This is a genomic window from Bacillus sp. FSL W7-1346 (assembly GCF_038593335.1).
Taxonomy (GTDB): domain Bacteria; phylum Bacillota; class Bacilli; order Bacillales; family Bacillaceae; genus Bacillus; species Bacillus altitudinis.
On the sequence record NZ_CP151988.1, the window covers coordinates 2,931,467 to 2,954,942 of the forward strand.

Consider the following 23,476-nt stretch of genomic DNA (forward strand, 5'->3'; position numbering starts at 1 on the left):
CTTTGAGAAAATCGGTTTTTTTGCTTTCATAGTTGTCATTTTCTAATATGTCTAGTTTAACACTGCGAATGATTAGAAAAGATATTACTTTCCATTATTGATTACTTTTATCCATTAAGACTATCTCATTTAATTTCGACAAAAACTCTTTGTAATATCCACTTTCATAATGTGCATAACTTTTGCCAAATGGATGATTATAATGACCAATAAAAGACGTATCACGCATATCAATTGTTTTTATTTCTGGTATCAAATTTATTAAGCAATGATCCATTCTATCCCATAATATATTGTTCCTCTTTATAATATCTTGATTAGGGAAATCATTAATTTTATTGTTTGAATCTAAATATTTTGATGTTAACCGTCCTCTATTTAAAATTATTTTATCTGCCGGCATTATTTCAAGAAGTCTTTGAACAAATACTTTAAGTTTTTCTTTCCATAAATCTAAATACATTTCATTATTGGTATGAGATATGACAGGCTTATTTTTAATTTGTTTAAAGTATTTTGTTCGAGGAAGTAAGTAATTTAATGTGATATTTGCATTTCCCTTAATTTGAATGACTTCTCTACAAGCATCAACATAAAAATCTATTATTAAATAGTCTGCATTACTTTCTAATAAGTTTTCAAAAAAATCTTTTTGAAAATCTGATCTAATATAACTAATGTCTGAAGGTTTTAATCCACAATCAAGAAATTCAGTTTCATCAAACACTACTGGATCAGATACTATACTCATAATATTTGAATGGAACTGAGTATAAGAACATTTGTATAGTTTTTTGTAGTATGGATTGAAAAAATCTGATGTATTAAAAGCATTTCGACTATAACAAGTACCTAATATTGCAATGTTTGTTAGATTATCTCGAGGTCCTCTATCAACATTTACCCAAACTGAATAAGAATGTGAACCATTTACAAATAAAGTAACTTTTTTATTAGTCGACATTATTTTCTGCTTGCTATTAGACGATAAAGGTATATCATAACAAAACTCACCATCTTGTCTACATCTGATAAACAAATCCCATATATCCTTGTCTTTAAAATTGGGAATCAATTCAGCAAGAGAAACTTTGATATCAAAAGTTAAATTATCATCCGTTGATATTTCATTTTCAAATTCATTGAAATATTCAAAGTTATCAGCTACTTTCCCACGGAGTTTACTAACTAAGCTGTACCTCTTTTCACCTCCAATTTTCGGTAAATCCCCTTTGAAATAAAAAACATCTTCATTTTCTGAAACAGAAGAAACCAAGGAAGCAAACTCTTTCTGTTTAATTTGTAACGTAATTATATTTTGTTGAAGAGTTTGTAAGGCTTTTATAGAATAAAACAAATCATGAAAATCTATTCTTATAGAAGTGAGCTGTTCGAAATTTGCTGCCACATAAATTTTATTTTTGGAACTTTCGACTTTCACAAATATATCCCATGATGTTTGGTTGGTTATACTATGAAAGAATTCTTTAAAATCGCCTTCAATTTGATACTTATTATCTATATAAAAAAGTTTTGTGGAGACCTCTTGTGTATATTCTGTCAAAGAATTATGATCTCTTTTACGCAAGCATAAGTATGTTTGGAACTGTTGGATATCTATTTCCTTTGATTCCAGTTCCACTATTCCTTTTACCCCATCTTTTTGAATTTCTAAAAGATGAATATTACTTTTAATCTCTACAGTCCTTATAAATAACGCCAGCGTTTTAGCGCCTTTTGTTATAAATGGTACTACTTTATACAAATCTCTTTCAAAAATATGATATTCAAAATTAGAATGAACCTCAGAAAAATTCACCCCAACTTTTTCATTTCCATTTACGTAAAAACAGTCCCAAATGATTTCTTTATCATGAAAGGTAGAGATATCTAATATTTCATTTACGTTCATTTTAAAGATTGCAATTCCATTATTTATAGAACTATGAAAGTACACTCCACCATACAAATTCAAATTACTACTACTTTGTCTTTTCTGCCACAGCAATGTCATGTTATTATTTGATGTATCACATTTAACTTTCATTTCCATATCGCCAGTTTGTTTGTCAAAAATATACGATATTATATTTGCATGCATAATGAAATTACCCCTCATATCGGTTATTATTTGGTCCAAAACTGATTTAAAACCAGTCTTTTAAGCATATGTAATCTTTCCTAACTAGTTTTATTTTACATGATAAAGAATAATTTAACATTAACTTTTATTAAAGAAAAAAGGCGAACTTTAGCAGTTCGCCTTTTCTGTAGAAGTTCAACTTTAATATTGATCCATCATTTCTTGCAATTGAGTCAAATAACTCTCTTTTAATTCATCGGGGTATTCAATTTTCACATGTTTCCCAAATGAGATCAAATAGTGAGTCATATACGATAATTCTTCTTGGTTGTACCCACCCACTATATAAGGTATATCATCAATGGTCTCCAATCTCATATTCGGATAATGATTCTTCAAAAACTTCTCTTTCCCTTGTTCCGTTAATCGACATTTAAAAGAGATATCATGATAAGTTTTTTCGTACTCGAGCTGCAGTGCTTTTAATTCTTCCTTCGTAAAAGTGTCTTTCGTTTCTTCTTCGATCATCATGTCCGTCATACAATCACATCTGTAGACGCCCCACTTTTTATTCTGAACATCAAATGCTTCGGTAAACCAAATTCCATTTCGATAAAACAACTCAAGAAATTGTAGCCTGATCCTTTTATGTTCATATTGAGTGTATGTCATCTTCACGATTTGATCTTCCATCATTGCCTGCAATATCAAATCCAAATGATTTTGTTCACTCACTGGCGCGACATGATAGTAATGAATCACATCCAAAATCTCCGTGATCCGATGTTTTCTCTCATCAGACATTGTAGCAAACAGTTTTTGACGAATCTGTGAGTAAGACTTTTTAAACGGTGTTGCTGACAACAGATCTAAGGCTTTAAGAGCGAAAAAAATGGCTTGAACTTCATCTATTTGAAAATAGATCGGAACCAATGGAGATTGATTCACGAGCCGATATCCTCCATGTCTGCCATTTTCAACATAAAAAGCTAAGCCCATGGACTCTAGCTCTTCCATATCTCTTAAAGCCGTACGTTTAGAAATGCCAAATTCAGTTTCTAAATCTTTTAATTGAAATGAATATTTATCACTTAAGAAAATAAGCTCTTGGTTTAAGCGTTCTGATTTTTTCATTTGATTTTCCTTCTGAAAAAGGTGACATGCTTTGTCACCTTTATATTTTATACTCAGTTTATCAAAAGAAAAGGAGCATGTATATGCAAACACTAATCATTAACGCACACCCAGATTTCACTCATCGAGAAAGTTATTCAAACAAACTGCAAACACTATTTTTAAAGCAGTTTAAAGAAAGATTTCCTCATGAGGAACCAACCATTTTACATTTATATGGAACTGAAATTCCTCGTATCGAAATAGACCAGCTGCTAGGAATTTGGGATAAGCAAGCATCTGAACAATCATTAACAGCTGCCGAAGAAAAAATCGCCGCTGCTTCATCTGCTCTATTGACTCAATTCAAAGCACATCATCGAATTGTAATTGTATCACCTGTTCATAATTTCAATGTGACGTCACGAATGAAAGATTATATAGATAATATCTTTATTGCGAGAGAAACGTTTAAATATACAGAAGATGGTTCAGTTGGTCTGATGACTGACGATTATCGTGTACTTTTGCTTCAAGCAAGTGGCTCAATTTTCACAAATCACGATCGATACACACCTCTGGAATTTTCACATTACTACCTAAAAGAAATATTCCAAAACTTGATGGGCTTTCAACAATTTCATATTGTCCGGGCACAAGGGACAGCGATTTTAGAGCAAGATGTGATCTTACAATCTGCATCTGATGATATGACGAAAACCTTAGATGCGTTTTATGCACCTCGTTAACTTCTATTTTTCAAAAACAAAAAGACCCAAAACGTATGTTGTCAACGTTTTGGGTCTTTTTTTACAATTATCCATTTCGACCAAATTGTTTGTTATTCACGTTCATACTTTTATTCTTGATTCACACAGTGATAAAATTGTCCTTCCCACAATGCCATATCCATATCACCCTAAGCTATTTTCATTTCCAACAAGTCATTTGAACATTCTCTCAAAAATTGTTTGTTTTCTATCATTTCAAGTGCCAATGCTCTAAACGGACGATCATCAATTCCTTGTCAAGCCTAATGCCACAGGTGCTTTTAGCAATATTACATAAAACACACCAATTGATGGATGTTTTAAGGTATAATCAAAAAAGAGCCTAGGCTATTGCCGTAGCCCAAGCTCGTTCCACCTCAAAGGAGGTGAAAAACATGAAGCTATTCACAATTATTCTAATCGTGATAGCTTTGGCTCACTTGATTGTGAGTTTAATAACTCTAATCTATCAAGTAAGCTAATCTTCGTGAAATGGTCCTTAATTGGGCCATTTTTTTGTTTGTCCTCCGCCTTCTCTAATTAGAAGACCTCATCGGATAAGGCTCACAAGTCTCAATATATGTTATTTGTTGTTTATTACCGCCTTGATTACGCCTTCTCTTCGTCTTTAACTCAAAAAACAAACTGTAAAGGCATCATTTTGTAATTATTTGTTGCGCCTAGAGTATATCTTTCGTTTATTACCGCCATGCTCGCGCCTTCTCCCCGCCCTTTATCGATGAAAAACGACCAGAAATACAAGAGCAGATGTGTATTAATTGCAATACTTTTGTTTAATCTATTATGCTGTGCTTTATGGATAATTTTTATTTAATGCTCTAATTCATTGCAATGGTTTTGTTTAATAAAATACAGTATGAGTCATTTAACATAATTCCAGATTAACGAGTATTATGTTAAATCACTTATATTTGGATTATAACACAAAAACACAAATAACATATCTCTATATACATGTATACTGACATATGTTATTTTTTTAATTCGTGACCACTTAGGCTCTTCAACTCGAGGATTACAAATACATCTCTTCTGCAAATGCCACTTCATTTTTGTTAATTGTTTCAAATGCCCCCATCCACTCATCAAACAAGCATTCAATGGAGTTTTATATTTGTTATACGTCTTATAACATATTAAGCCGTCAGAAGCTTGGTAGTGTTTTGAAGGTTGCGCCCACTCACCATCAAGCTAATAACAACTCCCCCAAAAACATAAATTGTGATTACTTGTCATATAAATCTCATTTTTCGTTTTGGGGTGTTTTACAAAACCTTTCAGTTGATGGGCAAAGGATACGATTGATCTGAATGACTACAAACTTTTTATTTATCCTACACTCTCATCTGCTAGTATTCTATTTTTTATAACTAATGCTGCCGTTTCACTCGGATGGCTAAGAGGGAAATGGTGGCCATACGGAACAAAATCAACCTTCCCAAGATGTGATGGCGCAGAATAGCCTCTGTCATACTCCCCCCAAATCATGTGTAAGTTATCCTTTGTGACTTCTTTAAAGTCACCCTGATCGGTTTTCAGTAATAAATGGTTAAGCTGAACCGTCGTATTTAAAATTCTAGGAGAAGTAAAGCTGTTTCTGATTTTTTCAATATAATGTTTAGGGATGCTCTCCGTGCTTTCAAACAAACCATTTCTTAATACATAACGCTCTATCATTTTAGGAGTTGCTAATTTTAATGACCATTTGTTCATCCATTGTGGAACATTTAGCGATTTAGCATTTTTTTTAGCAACAGGCGGCTGAAGTAAAGTGATGGAATACTTCTTATCTATGTAATTTTGTGCTAAAGCTTCTAGAAGAATATACGCACCGAATGAATGACCGATTAGATGTGCACCATTCGTCGCTTTCTCTATTACTTTTTTCACTACATTTAAATAGATGTCTAGAAGATGTTTCGCTCGTTTAAATGGAGAACGCCCCAAACCAGGAAGGTCCAAGATCCATACAGGTTGACCTGTTTTCTCATGAAGCTCTTGTGCTAAAGGAAATAAATCTTCTCCATCACTCAATAAACCATGTAATAAAATAAACGGCTTCCCCTCTCCTTGTAATTGGTAAAGGGTGTTATTATCGCATAATGTTCGTTTAAATAAATGTTGGTGCTCACCATTTTGAGCCATCATTCGATAATCTAGATCAGCTACTACAGCAGGGAAAAATGTCATGACACTCGTCTTCTTAAACCAATCTTCTCCCATTATTTTTTTCGCTGAAACATTTGAAAACGTTCGTTTTGTCATAAAATTCAATCCGTCAGAAGGAATGTTTGTGAGTTTACTTACACCACTCTTCATGATAGCTTTCATCAGTGGCATTGGGACAGAGATGTTTGGTGCCTTCATATTCATACTTTCTGACATCATACTTAATAGTCCAGCAACGTTCTGATCGTGCTCTTTGTCTTCAACAAGTGTATATGTTTGAATAGCCGGCTGCTCCAACTTGAAAACCTGTACAATACACTTCGCAAACTCATCGTTTGAAATAAGTGGTAACCGATAGTCCTTACCTCCAGGAATCACCGGCATGAGCCCTCTTCGCATACTCTTTACAAGCAAACCCAATCCTGCAATTTGCTCTGTACTCCCTGTTTGACTACTACCAACGACAGTTGGCGGATTAATGACAGAAAGCGGATAACCTACTGCTGATGCCTGCTGACGAATATAAAGATCTGCTAAAAACTTTGTTCTCTCATAAGGATTTTTTATTTTCAAGTAATCGTTTCCTTCTTCAAACACGTCGATGGCAATCTTGCTATTTTGATCATCAAAGGGACTCATATAACCGACAACATGAATAAATTGCTGCAAGCCCTTCGATTGATGAATACTTTTAGCTAATTCACCAATATATTTGGCGCCATTTAAAAAGACGGAAGCTGCCTCTTTACTTGTCGCTTGAATATCCATAGGGCCTCCTGCGTGAATGATCACATCCGTTTTCAATACCCTCTCCTGATCTTCAGCACTTAGACCCAAATCGACTTTCGTCAAATCACCTTCAACAAAGTGCATCACTGCCTCTTTTAAAATGCCTCTTTCTTGAAAAATGCGTGTTGCTTTACTTTTTGACCTTACTAAAAGAAGAATGTTCACATCCTCTTTGACTAATTCTTCGACTAATTGCTTTCCGATAAAGCCTGTTCCACCCGTTAAAAATACTGTTTTCATGTGAAATCTCCTTTTTTAGTACTATTCAGTACTAATTTGATGTAAAAAAAATGCTTCTTTATCGAAGCAAGTTAAATAAATGATCTGCTGTTTTTGTGATGACAGTGGCATCCTTCAATGTTTCTGAAATAAATAACGCTCCTTCAAGATTTGTCATAAAAAGGGATGCCACCTCATCAATCTGAATCGAATCTCTGAATTCCCCGTTCTCTACACCTTGTTTCAGTAATAGAGAAACTTTCTCTTGTAATCCTGTGAAAAAAAGGCCTATTTTTTCTTTTATTTGTGTGGCCTTTGCAGGACTTTGAATATAAAGAGTAATAAATGGACAGCCGCCCTTATACTCTCTCGACTGAACGCCTTGTGATAATTGCTTTAAAAACAGTTGAATACGATCTTCAACTGAAAATTGGGTCTGAGACAGTACGTCATCCATTGCAGATTGATACATATCAATCCAATAATCAACGACCCCTTCTAATAATTCTTCCTTATTAGAAAAGTGATAGTACACATTAGACTTTGATACTTTGCTTACACGAACTAATTCATCCATACTTGTATAAGCAAACCCTTTTTCCAAAAATAATGTTGCAGCCACTTCAAGTACACGTTTTTGATTCATTAATTTTATCTTTGTCATAATTAGAACTATACAGTACTAAATTATATGTTGCAAGTATTTATGATCATTTAGAAAAGAGTTTGATGAAAAAGTTTTCTCAATGCGGTCAAACGCAAATGAGGAAACTAACAATAAGAGAGTTTCTTTTAATTATAATCTTCTCCTACCAGTAAAGTACTATACTTTGTTTTAAATTTTTCATGCTTTCTCTCATCTTTAAATAAAATAAATAAAATCTTTATTTATAAAGAATATTTCAGGATAACTACTATATTTGTCATTGAACCTCGGAGCCATACTTTTAAAATCTTGATTACATATTGCCTTGATTATTTTCTTGTACTCTATATGCTGTTTTTTTGTTTCTAAAGAATATTGAATGACTTTTCCATTCTCATCTTTAGAATTTTTTACATTGAGTCTATATTTATTAATTTTTTTTGAATACTTACTATATACTCCTATCGGCCTCTGTAATGAATGCTCGCTTCGAACAATTGTGACGACGAACAATAAATCGTTCTCCCCAAAAAGTTCATCAAATATACTTATTGCAACATTATAAACCTTATTAAAATATTGAGGATTTAAATTGCCTTGATCATTAAACTGATACATTTCTTTTTCGAGTTGAATATGAAGGCTTAGAGGTAACTCGTCAAAGGAATCATTAATTAAATCAATATTGAATTCACTTTGTAAATAATCTAGGTGAACCATTTCTCATTCTCCTTTCATTCTTTTATGTACAATTTTTATTTTCTGAATACTCGACCACTTTTATTTAGTGTAGCTATACGCTCTCCGGATTTATTCATTAATTTGTAGTAACTTCCTCCATGAGCATTCCCTTTCCCAAGATCTCTTGAAATGAATCAACCAGATGTAGGATCTTTCCACTCTTGTTTACCTTTAACCTTCTTAATGAAAAGAGAAATCTTAACTCCAGTATCATTCAATAAAGATTTTTTTACATTTTTTTATTCATAGTCAACTTAGATGTAACCAATGAAATAGAAAAAGACGAACTTAAAAAGTTCGTCTCCTACACTAAAAGGTCTCTTGACCGGCACAAATTCGGCACGCTTCATCAACCTCTTATATCAATCATTTTCAATCCTCTGTATTAACCAATAGAACCTTCCATCTCAAACTTAATCAAACGGTTCATTTCAACGGCGTATTCCATTGGCAGTTCTTTTGTGAATGGTTCGATGAAGCCCATGACGATCATTTCTGTTGCTTCTTCTTCAGAAATTCCGCGGCTCATCAAGTAGAATAGCTGCTCTTCTGATACTTTTGATACCTTCGCTTCGTGCTCTAATGAAATGTTGTCGTTTAAGATTTCATTGTAAGGAATCGTATCAGATGTTGATTTATTATCCATGATGAGTGTGTCACACTCGATGTTTGAGCGTGCACCCTCTGCTTTGCGTCCGAAGTGAACGATTCCGCGGTATGTGACTTTACCGCCTTGTTTCGAAATCGATTTCGATACGATCGTTGAAGATGTGTTTGGTGCAAGGTGAATCATTTTTGCACCTGCATCTTGGTGCTGACCTTTACCTGCTAGGGCAATACTTAATGTCATACCACGAGCGCCTTCACCTTTTAGGATGACCGCTGGGTATTTCATTGTCAGCTTAGAACCGATGTTTCCATCAATCCATTCCATTGTTGCATTTTCTTCACATACTGTACGTTTTGTCACAAGGTTGAAGACGTTGTTTGCCCAGTTTTGAATCGTCGTATAACGGCAGTAGCCACCTTTTTTGACGATGATTTCAACAACCGCACTATGAAGTGAGTTTGTTGTGTAAACTGGAGCTGTACAGCCTTCTACGTAATGCACATGTGCGCCTTCATCAACGATGATCAGTGTACGCTCGAACTGACCCATGTTCTCAGAGTTGATTCGGAAGTATGCTTGAAGTGGTGTATCTACTTTTACGCCTTTTGGTACGTAGATGAATGAACCACCAGACCATACAGCCGAGTTAAGCGCAGCAAATTTGTTGTCAGTCGGAGGAATGACTTTTGCCCAGTGCTCACGGAAGATGTCTTCGTTCTCTTTTAATGCACTGTCTGTATCTTTAAACACAATGCCTAGATCTTCAAGATCTTGCTTCATGTTATGATACACAACTTCAGATTCATACTGAGCAGATACACCTGCTAAGTACTTTTGCTCTGCTTCAGGGATTCCAAGCTTATCAAAGGTTTGTTTGATTTCTTCTGGTACTTCATCCCAAGAACGCTCAGAGCGTTCTGATGGTTTTACGTAGTACGTAATTTCATCAAAGTTTAATGCATTTAAATCTCCGCCCCATTGTGGCATCGGCATGTTGTAAAAGTGCTCAAGAGATTTCAAACGGAAGTCGAGCATCCACTGAGGCTCTTCTTTCATACGAGAAATTTCTTCAACGATCTCTTTTGTCAGTCCGCGCTCTGAACGGAAAATGGAAACGTCTTTATCAGAAAAGCCGTATTTATATTCACCAACATCTGGCATTTTTTTAGCCATCCATTTTCACTCCAATCTTATGATTTGCCGTTATCTTCGGCAGATGCGCCTTTTTCAAGCGCCTTCCAGGATAATGTTGCACATTTGATGCGCGCTGGGAATTTTGCGACTCCCTGCAGCGCCTCAATGTCACCAAGATCAATGGAATCGTCGTATTCTTTTCCTAGCATCATATCGGAGAAAATCTGAGACATTTTCAAAGCTGTTTCAATATCTTTCCCTTTAATCGCCTGCGTCATCATAGAGGCAGATGCCATCGAAATCGAGCATCCTTCTCCTTCAAATTTCGCATCCATGACTTTTTCGTCTTCGATTTTCATCGTGAGACGAATGCGGTCACCACACGTAGGGTTGTTCATATCGACGACAATGCTGTCGTTTAACACACCTTTGTTTCTCGGATTTTTATAATGATCCATAATCACTTGTCTGTACAGTGTGTCTAAGTTTACATTAAAAGACATTCGTAAAATACTCCTTTGTCTTACGGAGCGCTGCCATGAGCTCGTCAATCTCCTCTTCTGTGTTGTACAGATAGAAGCTTGCTCTTGCAGTCGCTGATACACCAAGCCATTTCATGAGCGGCTGTGCACAGTGATGTCCAGCACGAATGGCGACACCTTCCGTATCTAGAACAGTTGAGGCATCATGAGGATGGACGTCGTCTAAGTTAAACGTCACAAGTCCAGCTCGGTGCTGCGGTCCGTAAACCGTGGCACCTTCAAGCTCCTTAAAGCGCTCAAGTGCATAAGTCGCAAGCTGATGCTCGTAACGGCTGACTTCTTCCATTCCGATGTCATTTAAGAAATCAATCGCTTTTCCGAGCCCAATTGCTCCTGCAATAATCGGTGTTCCCGCTTCAAATTTCCACGGCAGCTCTTTCCATGTAGAATCATATAGATCCACAAAGTCGATCATTTCACCGCCAAACTCAGCAGGCTCCATATTATTCAAAAGGTCCTTCTTCCCGTAAAGAACACCAATGCCAGTCGGTCCACACATTTTATGCCCAGAGAAGGCGAAAAAGTCGCAATCCAAGTCCTGAACATCAATTTGCATGTGAGGGGTGCTCTGGGCACCATCGACGACGATAATTGCACCGTGATCGTGAGCAATCTTTGCGATGTCTTTAATTGGGTTGATGGTTCCTAATACGTTTGAGACATGTGTGACAGCAACGATTTTCGTTTGATGTGTGATGGTTTGCTTCACATCTTCAATCGACAGCGTGCCGTCTTCCTGTAACGGAATATATTTCAATGTGGCGCCAGTTGCTTTTGCTGCCTGCTGCCAAGGGATGATATTCGCATGATGTTCCATATGCGTAATGACGATCTCATCGCCTTCTTTAAGGTTTGCTCTAGCATAGCTGATTGCCACTGTGTTCAGTGCTGTTGTTGTACCTCTAGTAAAAATAATCTCCTGGACAGAAGAAGCACCAATGAATGCTCGAACTTTCTCTCTTGCACCCTCGTATGCGTCCGTTGCTTTTGTGCCAAGGGTATGAACACCCCGGTGGACGTTCGAGTTGTAAGACCGGTAATACTCATTCATTGCATCAATGACAACTCGTGGTTTTTGAGATGTCGCTGCACTGTCCAAATACACCAAATCATGTCCGTTCACTTGCTGATGAAGGATTGGAAACTGCTCACGAACGTCTTTGATATTCATTATTTTACTTTCCTTTCAATCACAGAAACGAGCTGCTTTTTAACTCCTTCAATCGGCAGTTCTTTGACGACTGGATTTAAGAAGCCATAAATGACAAGTCTTTCTGCATCTTCTTTGGAAATCCCACGGCTCATGAGGTAATAGAGTTGAATTGGATCAACACGCCCAACAGACGCAGCGTGCCCTGCTGTTACATCATCTTCATCGATTAAAAGAATTGGGTTAGCGTCACCGCGTGCTTTCTCACTCAGCATGAGAACACGAGATTCTTGCTCCGCATTTGACTTCGTTGCGCCATGCTCGATTTTACCAATCCCGTTAAAGATAGAAGATGCTTGATCCTTCATGACACCATGCTTCAAGATATACCCTTCAGAGTTTTTACCGAAGTGGATGATGCTTGTTGTGAAGTTTTCCGTTTGATTCCCGCGGCCAACAACAACTGATTTCGTATCTCCGAATGTACCGTCGCCCATAAGCTTTGTGATGTTTTCAGACACAACGTCTCCATCATTCATCAGACCAAGCGCCCATTCGATTTTACTGTCACGACCATTTGCCATACCACGTCTATTCACATAGACTGTCACACCTTCTGCAAGATTATCCACTGCACCGTAAGTGACGCGGGCATTTGCACCTGTGAAGACTTCAGACACGATATTGAAGATCGCTTCTTCTGGTGTTGCCGTACTGATGTAGTTTTCGACATATGTCACAGCACTATGATCGTCTGCTACAACGATGACATGGTTGAACAACGTTGTTTCGTCATTTTCATGAAGATAAACGGCTTGAATTGGTGCCTCAAGCTCTACGTTTTTCGGTACATAGAGGAAAGCTCCGCCATTCACTAAAGCAGCATGTAAAGCTGTTAGTTTGTGCTCATCCACTTTCACTGCATCAGTCATGAAATATTTCTTCACTAGCTCTTCATGTTCGCGAATCGCTGTATGGATATCAGTGAAGATCACGCCTTTATCTTTTGCTTCACTAGAAAGAGACAAGTATGCTGGCGTTTGATCACGCTGAATATAGACTGTCTTATCTGTGTCCTCTAAATCAATAAGAGATTTCACTTCTTCAGGAAGCTCTTCTAAAGATCCAAATGGCGCACTTTCAACTGTATGCTGTTTGAAATTGGTTAAATTCCATTTTGAAATATTCGTTTTGTCAGGCTTTGGCATTGGAAGGTCTTCTGCTTTTTCAAGAGCCTGTAAGCGAAGGGAACTCATCCATGCCGGTTCCTGATGCTTCTCGGAGAAGCTTTTGACATAATCTTGATCTACTGATAATTTCGTTTCTAATGTCATCAATAATCCTCCTAACGCTTACGCTTCTTGACCAACAGTTTCGTCTTCAATTCCTAACTCTTTTTTAATCCAGTCATAACCTTCTGCTTCTAGACGCTGCGCTAGTTCTGGTCCGCCAGATTTCACAATACGTCCTTGCATCATGACATGAACGTGATCTGGTGTGATGTAGTTCAATAAACGCTGATAGTGAGTGATCATTAAGCAGCCGAAGCTTTCGCCGCGCATTTTATTAATCCCTTTAGAAACAACTTTCAGTGCATCGATATCAAGACCAGAGTCGATTTCGTCAAGGATGGCGATTTTTGGTTCAATCATCATTAATTGAAGAATTTCGTTACGTTTTTTCTCCCCACCTGAGAAACCTTCGTTTAGGTAGCGCTGTGCCATATCTGGGTCCATTTCAAGGAATTCCATGTTTTCGTCCATTTTGCGGATGAATTTCATGAGAGAGATTTCATCGCCTTCTTCTCTGCGTGCGTTAATAGCCGAACGAAGGAAGTCTGCATTTGTTACACCACTAATTTCAGATGGATATTGCATTGCAAGGAAAAGACCCGCTTGAGCGCGCTCATCTACTTCCATTTCAAGAACATCTTCGCCATCAAGCAAAATGCTGCCTTTTGTCACTTCATACTTAGGATGGCCCATGATTGCAGCAGATAAAGTAGATTTACCTGTACCGTTTGGTCCCATTACTGCGTGGAATTCTCCACCTTTTATTTCTAGGTTTACACCTTTTAAGATTTCTTTCCCTTCAATCTCAACGTGCAAGTCCTTAATTGTTAATGTCGAAGCAGTCATATATCGATACCTCCAAAATAATCATTATTCTCAATTTATTCTCATTCTAATTTTATAACAAATTAAAAGTGAATACAACACATTCACGACAAGCGTGAGAGGATGCTCTCAAAATTCTAACAAAAAATACAGGTAGATAAAAGGATTTATGTCGAAAAGACTGTTTTCATAAAGAAAGGGCGGGAAACTGTTCTCCCCGCCCCTTAGCTATCAATAGCCTCGTATATTCATTTTTGCGAGCTGTCTTTTCTCATCTCGATAGGACTGCTCTCGTTTAAGTTCTACTTTCATTCGTAAGTCATGGTCTCTTTCGTACTCTGCATAACTCATGCCATGAGATTGATGCATGGCCTTTTCCATCTCGGCGGTATAATCCAATCCCAGTGTACTATGGTCCGAACAAATAATAAACCATTCCCTTCTTTGAGTGTAGCTCCATTGTATCAAAGGCATGCTGCTTCACTCAAAAGGGATATAACACGCTATGCTGGCATATTTTCTCACACAACCGGCTGAGAACGACTCAACTCCCTGATATGGAAAAATACCATCTTATCCTTCCCTTAATGCGTCTGTCCTCCAAATTCATCAATACATTGCTGAACAACTGTGATGCCTTGACTTAGCGCAGCACCGCCGCCAAACGCTGCCGCCACACTGACGACCTCTAGCAAATTCTCTTCTGTTGCGCCTTGATCGAGCGCTCCCTTTGTATGATAGATCATGCAATATTCATCCTGTGCATGAATGCTGATGCCAAGGGCAATCATTTGTTTTTCTTTTTGTGTTAAGGAATCACTCTGAAAGCACTGCTCCGTAAATTCATTGAATTTCTTGCCAAACACCGGCATTTTCTTCTGAAATTCACCCATTGCCGTTTTATAATCCGTCAGTGATTGCTGCATCGATCCGCTCATATGTTGTTCATTCATCTTCATTCCATCCCTTCAGGTCATTTGTTCATTTTTATTATGAGCGAGATTTGAAAAAATACACAAAAAAACCTCGCTTTCATGAAGCGAGGTTTACAAGTTGTTATTCAGATACAGGCAATACTGCACCATCATACTTTTTGTCGATGAATTCTTTGATTTTATCAGAGTGAAGAACTTCCATTAATACCTTGATCTTCTCTGATTTTTCGTCACCTTTGCGAACAGCGACGATGTTTGCATACGGGTTGTTTTTCGTTTGCTCAAGTTCGATTGAATCTTTTTTCGGATTCAATTTATTTTGGATCGCATAGTTGACGTTGATAAATACAGCGTCGCCTTCACTGTTTTCATAAGCTTTTGCTGTTAGTTCAGGAGCAATTTTTTTGAATTTCAGGTTCTTCGGGTTTTCTTTGATGTTTTTGACTGTTGCGTTGATTGTATCTACTTTTGGATCAAGCTTGATCACACCAGCATTTTGTAATAGGGCAAGCATACGTCCTTGCTCAGCTACGTTGTTTGTCATGATGATCGTGCCGCCGTTTGGAATATCTTTTACTGATTTGTATTTCTTAGAGTAGATACCGAAAGGCTCAAGGTGAACGGCACCAGCACTTACTAGGTTGTAATCTTTGTTTGATTTATTTTCTTCGTTTAAGTAAGGGATATGTTGGAAAAAGTTCGCATCCACTTCTTTTTCAGCTAATGCTTTGTTGTACATTTTATAATCGCTCAGTACTTTCACTTTTAGATCGTAACCTTTTTCTTTTAGAAGTGGTTTTGCTTCTTCAAGAATCTCGGCATGTGGTGTTTTTGAAGCGGCAACCGTGATGGTTTTGTTATCGCTTGCGTTATTTGATGAACCGCAAGCAGCTAAAATGCCTGCAAATGCTAGAAATAGTGCACTTAAAATCAATTTCTTCATGAATAATTCCTCCCTTAACGTTTATCAATTTTATTTGTAATCAAATCACCGATTATTTGAATGATAAAGACGATGATCAGAATAAACACAGTAGCTACAAGTGTGACATCTGTATTACCAGATTGGTATCCTTCCACATAAGCAAGGTCACCAAGTCCGCCTGCTCCAATTGCTCCTGCAATCGCAGTAGAGCCAATCAGAGCAATTGCTGTTACAGTAATTCCTGAAATAAGGGCTGGCAGTGATTCTGGCAGCAATACTTTGAAAATAATGGTCGTCGTTTTTGCTCCCATAGATCTTGCTGCTTCAATGACTCCTTTGTCTACTTCACGCAGTGCAATTTCAACAAGACGTGCGTAGAAAGGGGCTGAGCCAATGACAAGGGCTGGTAATGCTGCATTTGGACCTAATATCGTGCCCATAATTAGTTTAGTAAATCCTAATAATAGAATGATTAATATGATAAAGGGAATCGATCTGAAAATGTTGACTACTGCGCCGATGACAGCATTAATTGGTTTGTTTTCCCACAAACCGCCTTTACTTGTCAAAAAGAGCAACAGCCCAAGGATGATGCCGATAGCAAAAGCAAACGCTAATGCAATGAGTGTCATATAGACCGTTTCACCCGTCGCGTTCCAAATAACCTCTAGATCAACGTTCGGAAACCATTTCTCAAACATGTGTCATCACCTCGATTTCAACCTGTTTGCTTTGGATATAGGCGATGGCTTTTTCAACTTCGTTCTCGTCTCCATTAATATGGATAAAGAGTGTTCCAAACGCGCCTTCCTGCGTTTGAGAAATCTTTCCTTGCAGGATGTTCACATCGACCTTGAAGGATCGAATAATTTCCGTGATCAGCGGCTGTTCGGCAGAATCTCCAATAAAGGACAACCTGACGACCTGACCTTCTTTTACTCTCTCTAGGACGTGCTCGATCGTTTCTTTTGCTTCTTCTGGTTCAGCAAGCTGTTTCACGAATCGCTTCGTCATTTCTTCTTTCGGCTGTCTGAAGACACGTAATACTTCGCCTTCTTCGACAATACGGCCATTCTCCATCACTGCCACACGGTGACAAATTTTGCGAATGACGTGCATTTCATGTGTGATCAATACAATGGTGAGTCCTAGTCGTTTATTAATATCGGCTAAAAGCTCAAGGATGGAATCCGTTGTTTGTGGATCAAGCGCAGAAGTGGCTTCGTCACATAGCAGAACTTTTGGGTCATTCGCTAATGCTCTCGCAATCCCTACACGCTGCTTTTGCCCGCCGCTGAGCTGAGAAGGATATGCATTTTCTTTTCCTTCTAAACCGACCAATTTAATCAGTTCGTTTGCACGAGCTCTCCGTTTTGACGTTGGTACACCTGCGATCTCGAGCGGGAACATAATATTTTGTCTCACTGTTCTTGACCAGAGCAAGTTAAAGTGTTGGAAAATCATGCTGATTTCTTGTCTTGCTTTCCGAAGTTTCGCATTCGATACTTCATTGATCCGGTTGCCTGCCACTTCAACGATTCCTTCTGTTGGCAGCTCCAGACCGTTTAATAGGCGAATCAGGGAGCTTTTCCCTGCGCCGCTATACCCGATAATTCCGAATATTTCACCTTTATCGATAGCCAAGTTGACGTCTTTCACGGCATCAACATTTCCGCTTTTTGAATGATACGTTTTTGATACATTCTGTAAATGGATCACAGTCTGTTCACCTGCTTTCTTGCTGAATCTATAGGTTGCCATCACATACGTTCAATTATTCTTCTGACTGTTATGACGCTAGCCTGACGCAAGGTCAGTAAAAAAGACCTAACTGCAACGCAAGCAGAAAGGCCTTTTATATCAAATACGCCTTTCTCTCATCTTTCAAAGCGTTGCGGCTTTGAGTGAATTGGCACCAATTTCAGCTATGCTGACGGTTGCCGGGTTTCATAGGGCACGTCCCTCCACCTCTCTTAATAAGAGAAAATATGTTGTTTTATGTGATGTTCATGTTTTTACTAACGTAGAATATCATGCTATCTGAGATATGTCAACGCTGTAAATCGCTAATTTCCAAGTAAACGACTACGTTATCATTTTTCGAAAAAAACCGTTCGTCAACCAAAGTACTGCTTCTAGTCGAAGAAGCGCTCGAAATGAGCCTTTCACTTTCACATGTCCTCTGCTGATCAGCTGCTGTAAGGACATGTCTCCATCTAATAATTGCAAAATCTCTTTTCGCTCACCATAAAAGATGAGATCCGATAACTCAATTGCAGGTAGTTTCTTCACTTCACCACGTTCATCCACAATCAATGTACAAGAGTCCGTTTCCGCCTCAAATGTAATCTTCAAGGATGATGATGAGAGCAACGGCTTTAACAATAATCGCTGCCCTGCACTTCCATGGGCTTTCACATTTTCCACATGTATAACCTCCCTGTCATTTGGTTATACATAACATTTCTCTACAAACATCGGCTTGTCCTTTATAAATAGCTCGACAAATTTTCAAATGAATTGCTTGAAATATGACAAAAAACCGCTTTATTTAGCGGTTTCAATCATTTCGTGAAGATATGGAACGGAGTGAAAGGCATAGCCTTTTTGCACCAATTCTCCTTTTTTAAACAGTAGAAAGCAAGGAACACTCTCGATCTCAAATGCTTTTGCAAAACCTGGTGAATAGTTTAAATTGTTTTCGTAAAATGGTACATCCGGCTGCATGGCGTCTACGACTGCCAGCATTTTCTTTGCCAGCTGGCATGTTCCGCAAAACGGTGTATATAAGTATAAAAGAAATAAATCGTCCTCTATCTCTTTGAATTCGTGTTCTTCAATCTCTTTCATAATACGTCCACCCTCATAAATATTTCGAATGAACATCAATGTTTGCAGCTAATAGAATAGATGCAATATGGGCTGACGGTGAAGCGGCCACTTCGCGGTACGTTCTGTCGACAAAAAGATGCAGTGCTTCAGGGAATTCTTTTCGAAATTGCTTCCGCAGTTTGTCGCCAGCATCGTCACTGTCTGCTAATATGTAAACGTCTTTCCCGAATAAATCGTCCACAAGCTGATCCAGCTTCGATGTACTGATCGTGCCATTGGTGCAAATGATGGTAACAGGTTCACTTATGACTTCTTTTAGCTTCTGTTTATCTGATTTACCTTCTACAATGATGACCTTTTCTATCTCGACATTCATCACGATCACCTGGCCCTTTTGACGTTGATTCACTTCTTCCTTAGATTACAATCTTTCATTCGGGTTGTAAAGATTGGGCACTTGATCAACAAAAAGGCTGTAGCATTCACTCACTACAGCCTTATCTGTGATTAGCACCAGCCATTTTCATCGTCACAGTCTACATATTTTTCAGTCCCATGGGTCAACGTATCTGACAGACGATAAAAACGGTTTTGATCATAGGAATAACCTGATTTTAATTCATATTGATTTTCACTAATCATCGTGCCAATCTCTTCGTTTTGATGGTAAAGCACCATGCCGCTCTCTTTGAATCGTCCAGTGACATGCTCTGTTATATCCACCTGTTCTTTTTGAAAAGACAAATTGGACACCCCCCATAAAGGTAGAGTGTCCAATTTCACATGAATTAGTCTTCTTTTGTCATTTCTTCATATTGCTCAGCTGTCATTAAGTTCTCGATTTCAGACGCATCCGCTGGCTCTACTACGATCATCCAAGCTTTTTCGTATGGAGAGTCGTTGACGAACTCTGGACTGTCATCAAGCTCATCGTTCACTTCAACGATTTTGCCGTTAATCGGTGCGTATAGTTCAGAAACTGTTTTGACTGATTCTACACTTCCGAAAGGCTCGTCCGCTGTGATTTTGTCTCCTACTTCAGGAAGCTCAACGAACACGATATCCCCTAGCTCAGATTGAGCAAAATGCGTAATACCGATACGCACCTTATCTCCTTCTACTTTGACCCATTCATGTTCTTCTGAATAACGTAAATCTTTTGGTGTGCTCATTTCATACCCCTCCAGTCTTTTCTTACAATCTATATTGAAGATACCACAATCTGAATGAAAGTTACATCATTTCCAGACGCTTTTAAATGTATCTTCATTAAATCCAACTGTCACTCGTTTGCCGTCTGTTGTAATTGGACGCTTGATTAGCATTCCGTTAGACGCAAGTAATTCAAGCTGCTCGTCCTCTGACATTGCAGGAAGTTTATCTTTCAGCTGCAGCTCTCTGTATTTCTGACCGCTCGTATTAAAGAATTTCTTCAGCTCTAAACCGCTTTTTTCGTAAAGGGCTTTTAATGTTTCTTTATCAGGCGTCTCTTCGACGATATGTATGCTGTTGATGTCTTTATTGTGTTCTTCCAGCCATTTCTTTGCTTTTCGGCATGTACCGCAAGATGGGTATTCGTAAAAATCTAAAGCCACCATTTTCACCTCCTGCAAATAGTGACAACATTTTATCACAAAACATGTTAAAAACCTAAATGTATGCTTACAAAAAGGTGCGACATGATATCCGCACCTTTTAAGCCGTCTTATACGATATATTTCTCTGCTTCAAAGATTCGTTTCGCCACCTCACGCTTTTTCGCAATGACATTCATTGGCGTGAATCTTGTCAGCTTGCGAAGGGCTGACAGACTCATACGGAGTGAATCTCCTTCTTCCATGGCAATCAATGATTCTTTCGCATGAGCTTCAATCTTTAAAAAGGCTTCCTGTGTGAAAATTTGTGTATACGCAAGCTTTTGTGCATTTTTTTCTGCGCCTGATGCAGCGATTGCTTTTTCCGTACGCAAGACCGCCGACTCAGCAGCAAAGAGTTCATTGACGATATCTGCTATATTCACAAGGATTTCTTGCTCTTTATCTAATGCTTTTCCATACTTCATCGCCGCCATTCCAGATACCATTAAGGCGATCTTTTTCGCATGGGCAAGTAAGTATTTCTCTTGATCAAGCGGCTGATCACCCGGCTCTTCCGGCATCATCATCATCAGCTCTTCCTGCAGGGTTTGCGCTTTTTGAAGAAGTGGAAGCTCTCCTTTCATCGCTTTCTTCAAGAATGTGCCTGGCACAAGCAATCGGTTAATTTCGTTCGTTCCTTCGAAAATACGGTTAATTCGTGAGTCACGATAAGCTCTTTCGACTTCGTATTCTTGCATGAAACCATATCCGCCGTGAATCTGCACACCTTCATCCACAATGTAATCGAGCGTTTCAGAGCCAAGCACTTTACAAAGAGAGCATTCAATCGCATATTCTGCAATGGATTGCGCAATTTGTTTCCCATCCTTTTGCTCCTCGTCACTTAACAGACCCATTCTTTGTTCAAATAACCCGACTGTGCGGTATACAGCACTTTCCATGGCATAAAGCTTTGCCGACATGTTGGCTGCTTTTTCGCCAATTAAGCTAAATTGAGAAATTGGTGTTTTAAACTGCTTACGCTGATTGGCATACTCTGCCGATAATTGAATGACTCGTTTTGATGCACCGATTGTCCCTACAGCCAGCTTATAGCGTCCAATGTTTAAAATGTTAAAGGCAATGACATGACCTCTGCCTGCTTCACCAAGCAAATTCTCCTTTGGCACTTCGGCATCTTCAAGGATTAACGTTCTCGTCGAGGACCCTTTAATGCCCATCTTTTTCTCTTCAGGTCCTGTTTTGACTCCAGGAAAATCCTTTTCTACGATGAAAGCAGAGAAGTGTTCACCATCAATCTTCGCATACACGACAAACACATCGGCAAATGCGGAGTTTGTGATCCATTGTTTTTCCCCATTGAGGACATAATGTGTTCCAGCTTCATTCAGGACTGCCGTTGTTTTCGCACCTAGCGCATCAGAACCTGACCCTGGCTCTGTTAGGGCATATGCCGCAATTGTTTCTCCAGAGGCGAGTCCTGGCAGGTACTTTTCCTTTTGCGATTGATTGCCGAACAGCACGATCGGCAAAGAACCGATCCCGACATGGGCGCCGTAAGAAAGAGAGAAGCTGCCTGCTCTTGCAAATTTTTCAGTAATGATGGCTGAGCTGATTTTATCTAGCCCCAGCCCGCCAAATTCCTCAGGAACATCCGCACCAAGCAGGCCAAGCTCTCCAGCCTTTTTCAAGAGACGAACAGAATGCTCGAATTCATGATTTTCAATTTGATCTATATGCGGAACGACATCTTGTAAAATGTAATCTTCTGTTGTTTTCCCGATCATTTGATGTTCATCAGAGAAATCCTCTGGTGTAAAGATATGCTCATAATTCGTCTCATCAATTAAGAAACTGCCACCCTTTTTTACATCTTCCATTGCTTTCATCCTGTTTTCCCCCTTTAGATCAATTCAAAAATGCCTGCCGCTCCCATGCCCCCGCCGATACACATCGTCACAATACCAAATTGTTCATTTCGCCGTTTCATTTCATGAATGAGGGACAGCGTGAGTTTCGTTCCTGTACAGCCTAGCGGATGTCCTAAGGCAATGGCGCCGCCGTTGACATTTACCTTCTCTTCATCGATCCCTAAATGACGAATGACTTGAATCGCCTGAGAAGCAAATGCTTCATTCAATTCAAACAGCCCGATGTCCTTCAGCTCTAGACCAGCGATTTTCAGTGCACGCGGAATGGCTTCAACCGGCCCAATTCCCATGACTTCAGGTGGTACACCGCCAACAGCAAACGCCCTGAACTTGGCAAGCGGCTGAAGAGAAAGAGAAGATGCTTTTTCGCGATCCATCATCATGACACATGCCGCTCCATCACTCGTCTGCGAAGAGTTTCCTGCAGTCACTGTGCCTTTTGTTGAGAAGGCAGGTCGTAACGTTGAGAGAACCTCCTCTGTTGTGCCCGCTCTGACACCTTCATCTTGTGAGAACGTAAATTGGCGTTCTTCTAGTTGATACTGCTCTCCTACCCGTCTTTCTGTCACATCAACGGGAACAATTTCATCTGAAAATTTCCCTTCTTGAAGTGCCTTTGCTGCCTTTTGATGGCTCCTCACCGCAAAAGCATCTTGATCTTGCCTTGTGACCTGATACTTTTGCGCCACTTGCTCCGCTGTGTGGCCCATGCTCATATAGTATTCAGGCGCTTGCTCTGCCAAAAGAGCGTTTGGACGAATGGAGTGACCCATCATTGGGACTTGCGACATCGATTCGACGCCTCCGGCCAAAATGGTTTCTGCCTGCCCAAGCATAATTCGTTCACCTGCATAAGCAATTGACTGCAGACCAGAAGAGCAATAGCGGTTAATGGTGATAGCAGGTACTGTATATGGCAAACCTGCTAATGCCCCAATATTCCGGGCCACATTCAGCCCTTGCTCTGCTTCTGGTGTCGCACATCCGATGATTAAATCATCGATTGTTCCATCATAATCACCGGCACGCTTTAGCGTTTCTTTTACACACAATGCGCCCATATCATCAGGTCTGACATGTTTTAATGATCCCTTTTTCGCTTTCCCTACTGGTGTTCTTGCGCCAGCTACAATCACTGCTTCTCTCATTTT

At 38.9% G+C, this 23,476-nt stretch carries 24 protein-coding genes and 1 riboswitch; of the genes, 1 reads left to right on the forward strand and 23 read right to left on the reverse strand.

The annotated features are described in order from the left end of the window. Positions 1–94 precede the first annotated feature (94 nt). Both NST09_RS15250 and NST09_RS15255 read right to left on the reverse strand, forming a co-directional pair. Positions 95–2,101: a DUF6270 domain-containing protein gene (locus tag NST09_RS15250; protein ID WP_342493083.1), complete on the reverse strand. Its 2,007-nt coding sequence runs from the start codon at positions 2,099–2,101 to the stop codon at positions 95–97. 183 nt (positions 2,102–2,284) lie between these two features. Beyond that, on the reverse strand, positions 2,285–3,217 hold the full coding sequence (locus tag NST09_RS15255) for a WYL domain-containing protein (protein ID WP_342493084.1): 933 nt from the start codon (positions 3,215–3,217) through the stop codon (positions 2,285–2,287). Positions 3,218–3,300: 83 nt separating this feature from the next. On the opposite strand from NST09_RS15255, the gene NST09_RS15260 reads away from it, so the two are divergent. Next, entirely contained in the window at positions 3,301–3,945 is a 645-nt protein-coding gene (locus NST09_RS15260) for an NAD(P)H-dependent oxidoreductase (RefSeq protein WP_116306178.1), read from the forward strand. Positions 3,946–5,316: 1,371 nt separating this feature from the next. Here NST09_RS15260 and NST09_RS15265 read toward each other — a convergent pair. The 21 genes from NST09_RS15265 to NST09_RS15365 form a co-directional block, all read right to left on the reverse strand. Next, positions 5,317–7,185 (reverse strand): alpha/beta fold hydrolase, encoded by a 1,869-nt coding sequence (locus NST09_RS15265; protein WP_342493085.1) that lies wholly within the window; start codon positions 7,183–7,185, stop codon positions 5,317–5,319. A 58-nt stretch (positions 7,186–7,243) separates the two neighbouring features. Continuing rightward, positions 7,244–7,810 (reverse strand): TetR/AcrR family transcriptional regulator, encoded by a 567-nt coding sequence (locus NST09_RS15270; protein WP_046526624.1) that lies wholly within the window; start codon positions 7,808–7,810, stop codon positions 7,244–7,246. 216 nt (positions 7,811–8,026) lie between these two features. Then, on the reverse strand, positions 8,027–8,530 hold the full coding sequence (locus tag NST09_RS15275) for a hypothetical protein (protein WP_265582767.1): 504 nt from the start codon (positions 8,528–8,530) through the stop codon (positions 8,027–8,029). Positions 8,531–8,936: 406 nt separating this feature from the next. Further along, complete coding sequence (gene sufB / locus NST09_RS15280) at positions 8,937–10,334, reverse strand: Fe-S cluster assembly protein SufB (protein WP_007500362.1); 1,398 nt, start codon at positions 10,332–10,334, stop codon at positions 8,937–8,939. 17 nt (positions 10,335–10,351) lie between these two features. After that, positions 10,352–10,798, reverse strand: coding sequence for a Fe-S cluster assembly sulfur transfer protein SufU (gene sufU / locus NST09_RS15285; RefSeq protein WP_003212941.1), 447 nt, complete (start codon positions 10,796–10,798; stop codon positions 10,352–10,354). Beyond that, positions 10,788–12,008, reverse strand: a complete 1,221-nt coding sequence (locus NST09_RS15290) for a cysteine desulfurase (RefSeq protein WP_342493086.1) — start codon at positions 12,006–12,008, stop codon at positions 10,788–10,790. Before NST09_RS15290 ends, sufU begins: the two co-directional genes overlap by 11 nt. Further along, complete coding sequence (gene sufD / locus NST09_RS15295) at positions 12,008–13,321, reverse strand: Fe-S cluster assembly protein SufD (RefSeq protein WP_342493087.1); 1,314 nt, start codon at positions 13,319–13,321, stop codon at positions 12,008–12,010. Before sufD ends, NST09_RS15290 begins: the two co-directional genes overlap by 1 nt. Before the next feature lie 18 nt (positions 13,322–13,339). Next, positions 13,340–14,125, reverse strand: a complete 786-nt coding sequence (gene sufC, locus NST09_RS15300) for a Fe-S cluster assembly ATPase SufC (RefSeq protein ID WP_007500355.1) — start codon at positions 14,123–14,125, stop codon at positions 13,340–13,342. A gap of 210 nt (positions 14,126–14,335) precedes the next feature. Beyond that, positions 14,336–14,473: a hypothetical protein gene (locus tag NST09_RS15305; protein ID WP_008356693.1), complete on the reverse strand. Its 138-nt coding sequence runs from the start codon at positions 14,471–14,473 to the stop codon at positions 14,336–14,338. Between the two features lie 215 nt (positions 14,474–14,688). Next, positions 14,689–15,057, reverse strand: a complete 369-nt coding sequence (locus NST09_RS15310; RefSeq protein WP_003212803.1) for a carboxymuconolactone decarboxylase family protein — start codon at positions 15,055–15,057, stop codon at positions 14,689–14,691. A gap of 103 nt (positions 15,058–15,160) precedes the next feature. Next, on the reverse strand, positions 15,161–15,982 hold the full coding sequence (gene metQ / locus NST09_RS15315; protein WP_007500351.1) for a methionine ABC transporter substrate-binding lipoprotein MetQ: 822 nt from the start codon (positions 15,980–15,982) through the stop codon (positions 15,161–15,163). Positions 15,983–15,996: 14 nt separating this feature from the next. Further along, positions 15,997–16,665, reverse strand: a complete 669-nt coding sequence (locus NST09_RS15320) for a methionine ABC transporter permease (RefSeq protein WP_007500349.1) — start codon at positions 16,663–16,665, stop codon at positions 15,997–15,999. Beyond that, positions 16,658–17,683, reverse strand: a complete 1,026-nt coding sequence (locus NST09_RS15325) for a methionine ABC transporter ATP-binding protein (RefSeq protein WP_181891716.1) — start codon at positions 17,681–17,683, stop codon at positions 16,658–16,660. The genes NST09_RS15320 and NST09_RS15325 overlap by 8 nt, the downstream gene beginning before the upstream one ends. A 155-nt stretch (positions 17,684–17,838) precedes the next feature. Then, a riboswitch (SAM riboswitch) is annotated at positions 17,839–17,947 on the reverse strand. 102 nt (positions 17,948–18,049) lie between these two features. Then, entirely contained in the window at positions 18,050–18,391 is a 342-nt protein-coding gene (locus NST09_RS15330) for an SCP2 sterol-binding domain-containing protein (RefSeq protein ID WP_017368016.1), read from the reverse strand. A 120-nt stretch (positions 18,392–18,511) separates the two neighbouring features. Beyond that, positions 18,512–18,814 carry a thioredoxin family protein gene (locus NST09_RS15335; RefSeq protein ID WP_024426005.1) on the reverse strand — a complete coding sequence of 101 codons (303 nt, stop codon included), beginning with the start codon at positions 18,812–18,814 and terminating at the stop codon, positions 18,512–18,514. A 13-nt stretch (positions 18,815–18,827) separates the two neighbouring features. After that, on the reverse strand, positions 18,828–19,172 hold the full coding sequence (locus tag NST09_RS15340; protein WP_008347035.1) for a toprim domain-containing protein: 345 nt from the start codon (positions 19,170–19,172) through the stop codon (positions 18,828–18,830). A gap of 131 nt (positions 19,173–19,303) precedes the next feature. After that, positions 19,304–19,540 carry a YusG family protein gene (locus NST09_RS15345; protein WP_008347037.1) on the reverse strand — a complete coding sequence of 79 codons (237 nt, stop codon included), beginning with the start codon at positions 19,538–19,540 and terminating at the stop codon, positions 19,304–19,306. 44 nt (positions 19,541–19,584) lie between these two features. Next, on the reverse strand, positions 19,585–19,968 hold the full coding sequence (gcvH, locus tag NST09_RS15350; RefSeq protein WP_342493088.1) for a glycine cleavage system protein GcvH: 384 nt from the start codon (positions 19,966–19,968) through the stop codon (positions 19,585–19,587). Between the two features lie 66 nt (positions 19,969–20,034). Continuing rightward, a complete protein-coding gene (locus NST09_RS15355) occupies positions 20,035–20,391 on the reverse strand; it encodes an arsenate reductase family protein (RefSeq protein ID WP_008356673.1) in 357 nt (118 codons plus the stop codon). 110 nt (positions 20,392–20,501) lie between these two features. Next, positions 20,502–22,283: an acyl-CoA dehydrogenase family protein gene (locus NST09_RS15360; protein ID WP_048003327.1), complete on the reverse strand. Its 1,782-nt coding sequence runs from the start codon at positions 22,281–22,283 to the stop codon at positions 20,502–20,504. 14 nt (positions 22,284–22,297) lie between these two features. Next, positions 22,298–23,473, reverse strand: a complete 1,176-nt coding sequence (locus tag NST09_RS15365) for an acetyl-CoA C-acetyltransferase (RefSeq protein ID WP_008347045.1) — start codon at positions 23,471–23,473, stop codon at positions 22,298–22,300. Between the last annotated feature and the right edge of the window lie 3 nt (positions 23,474–23,476).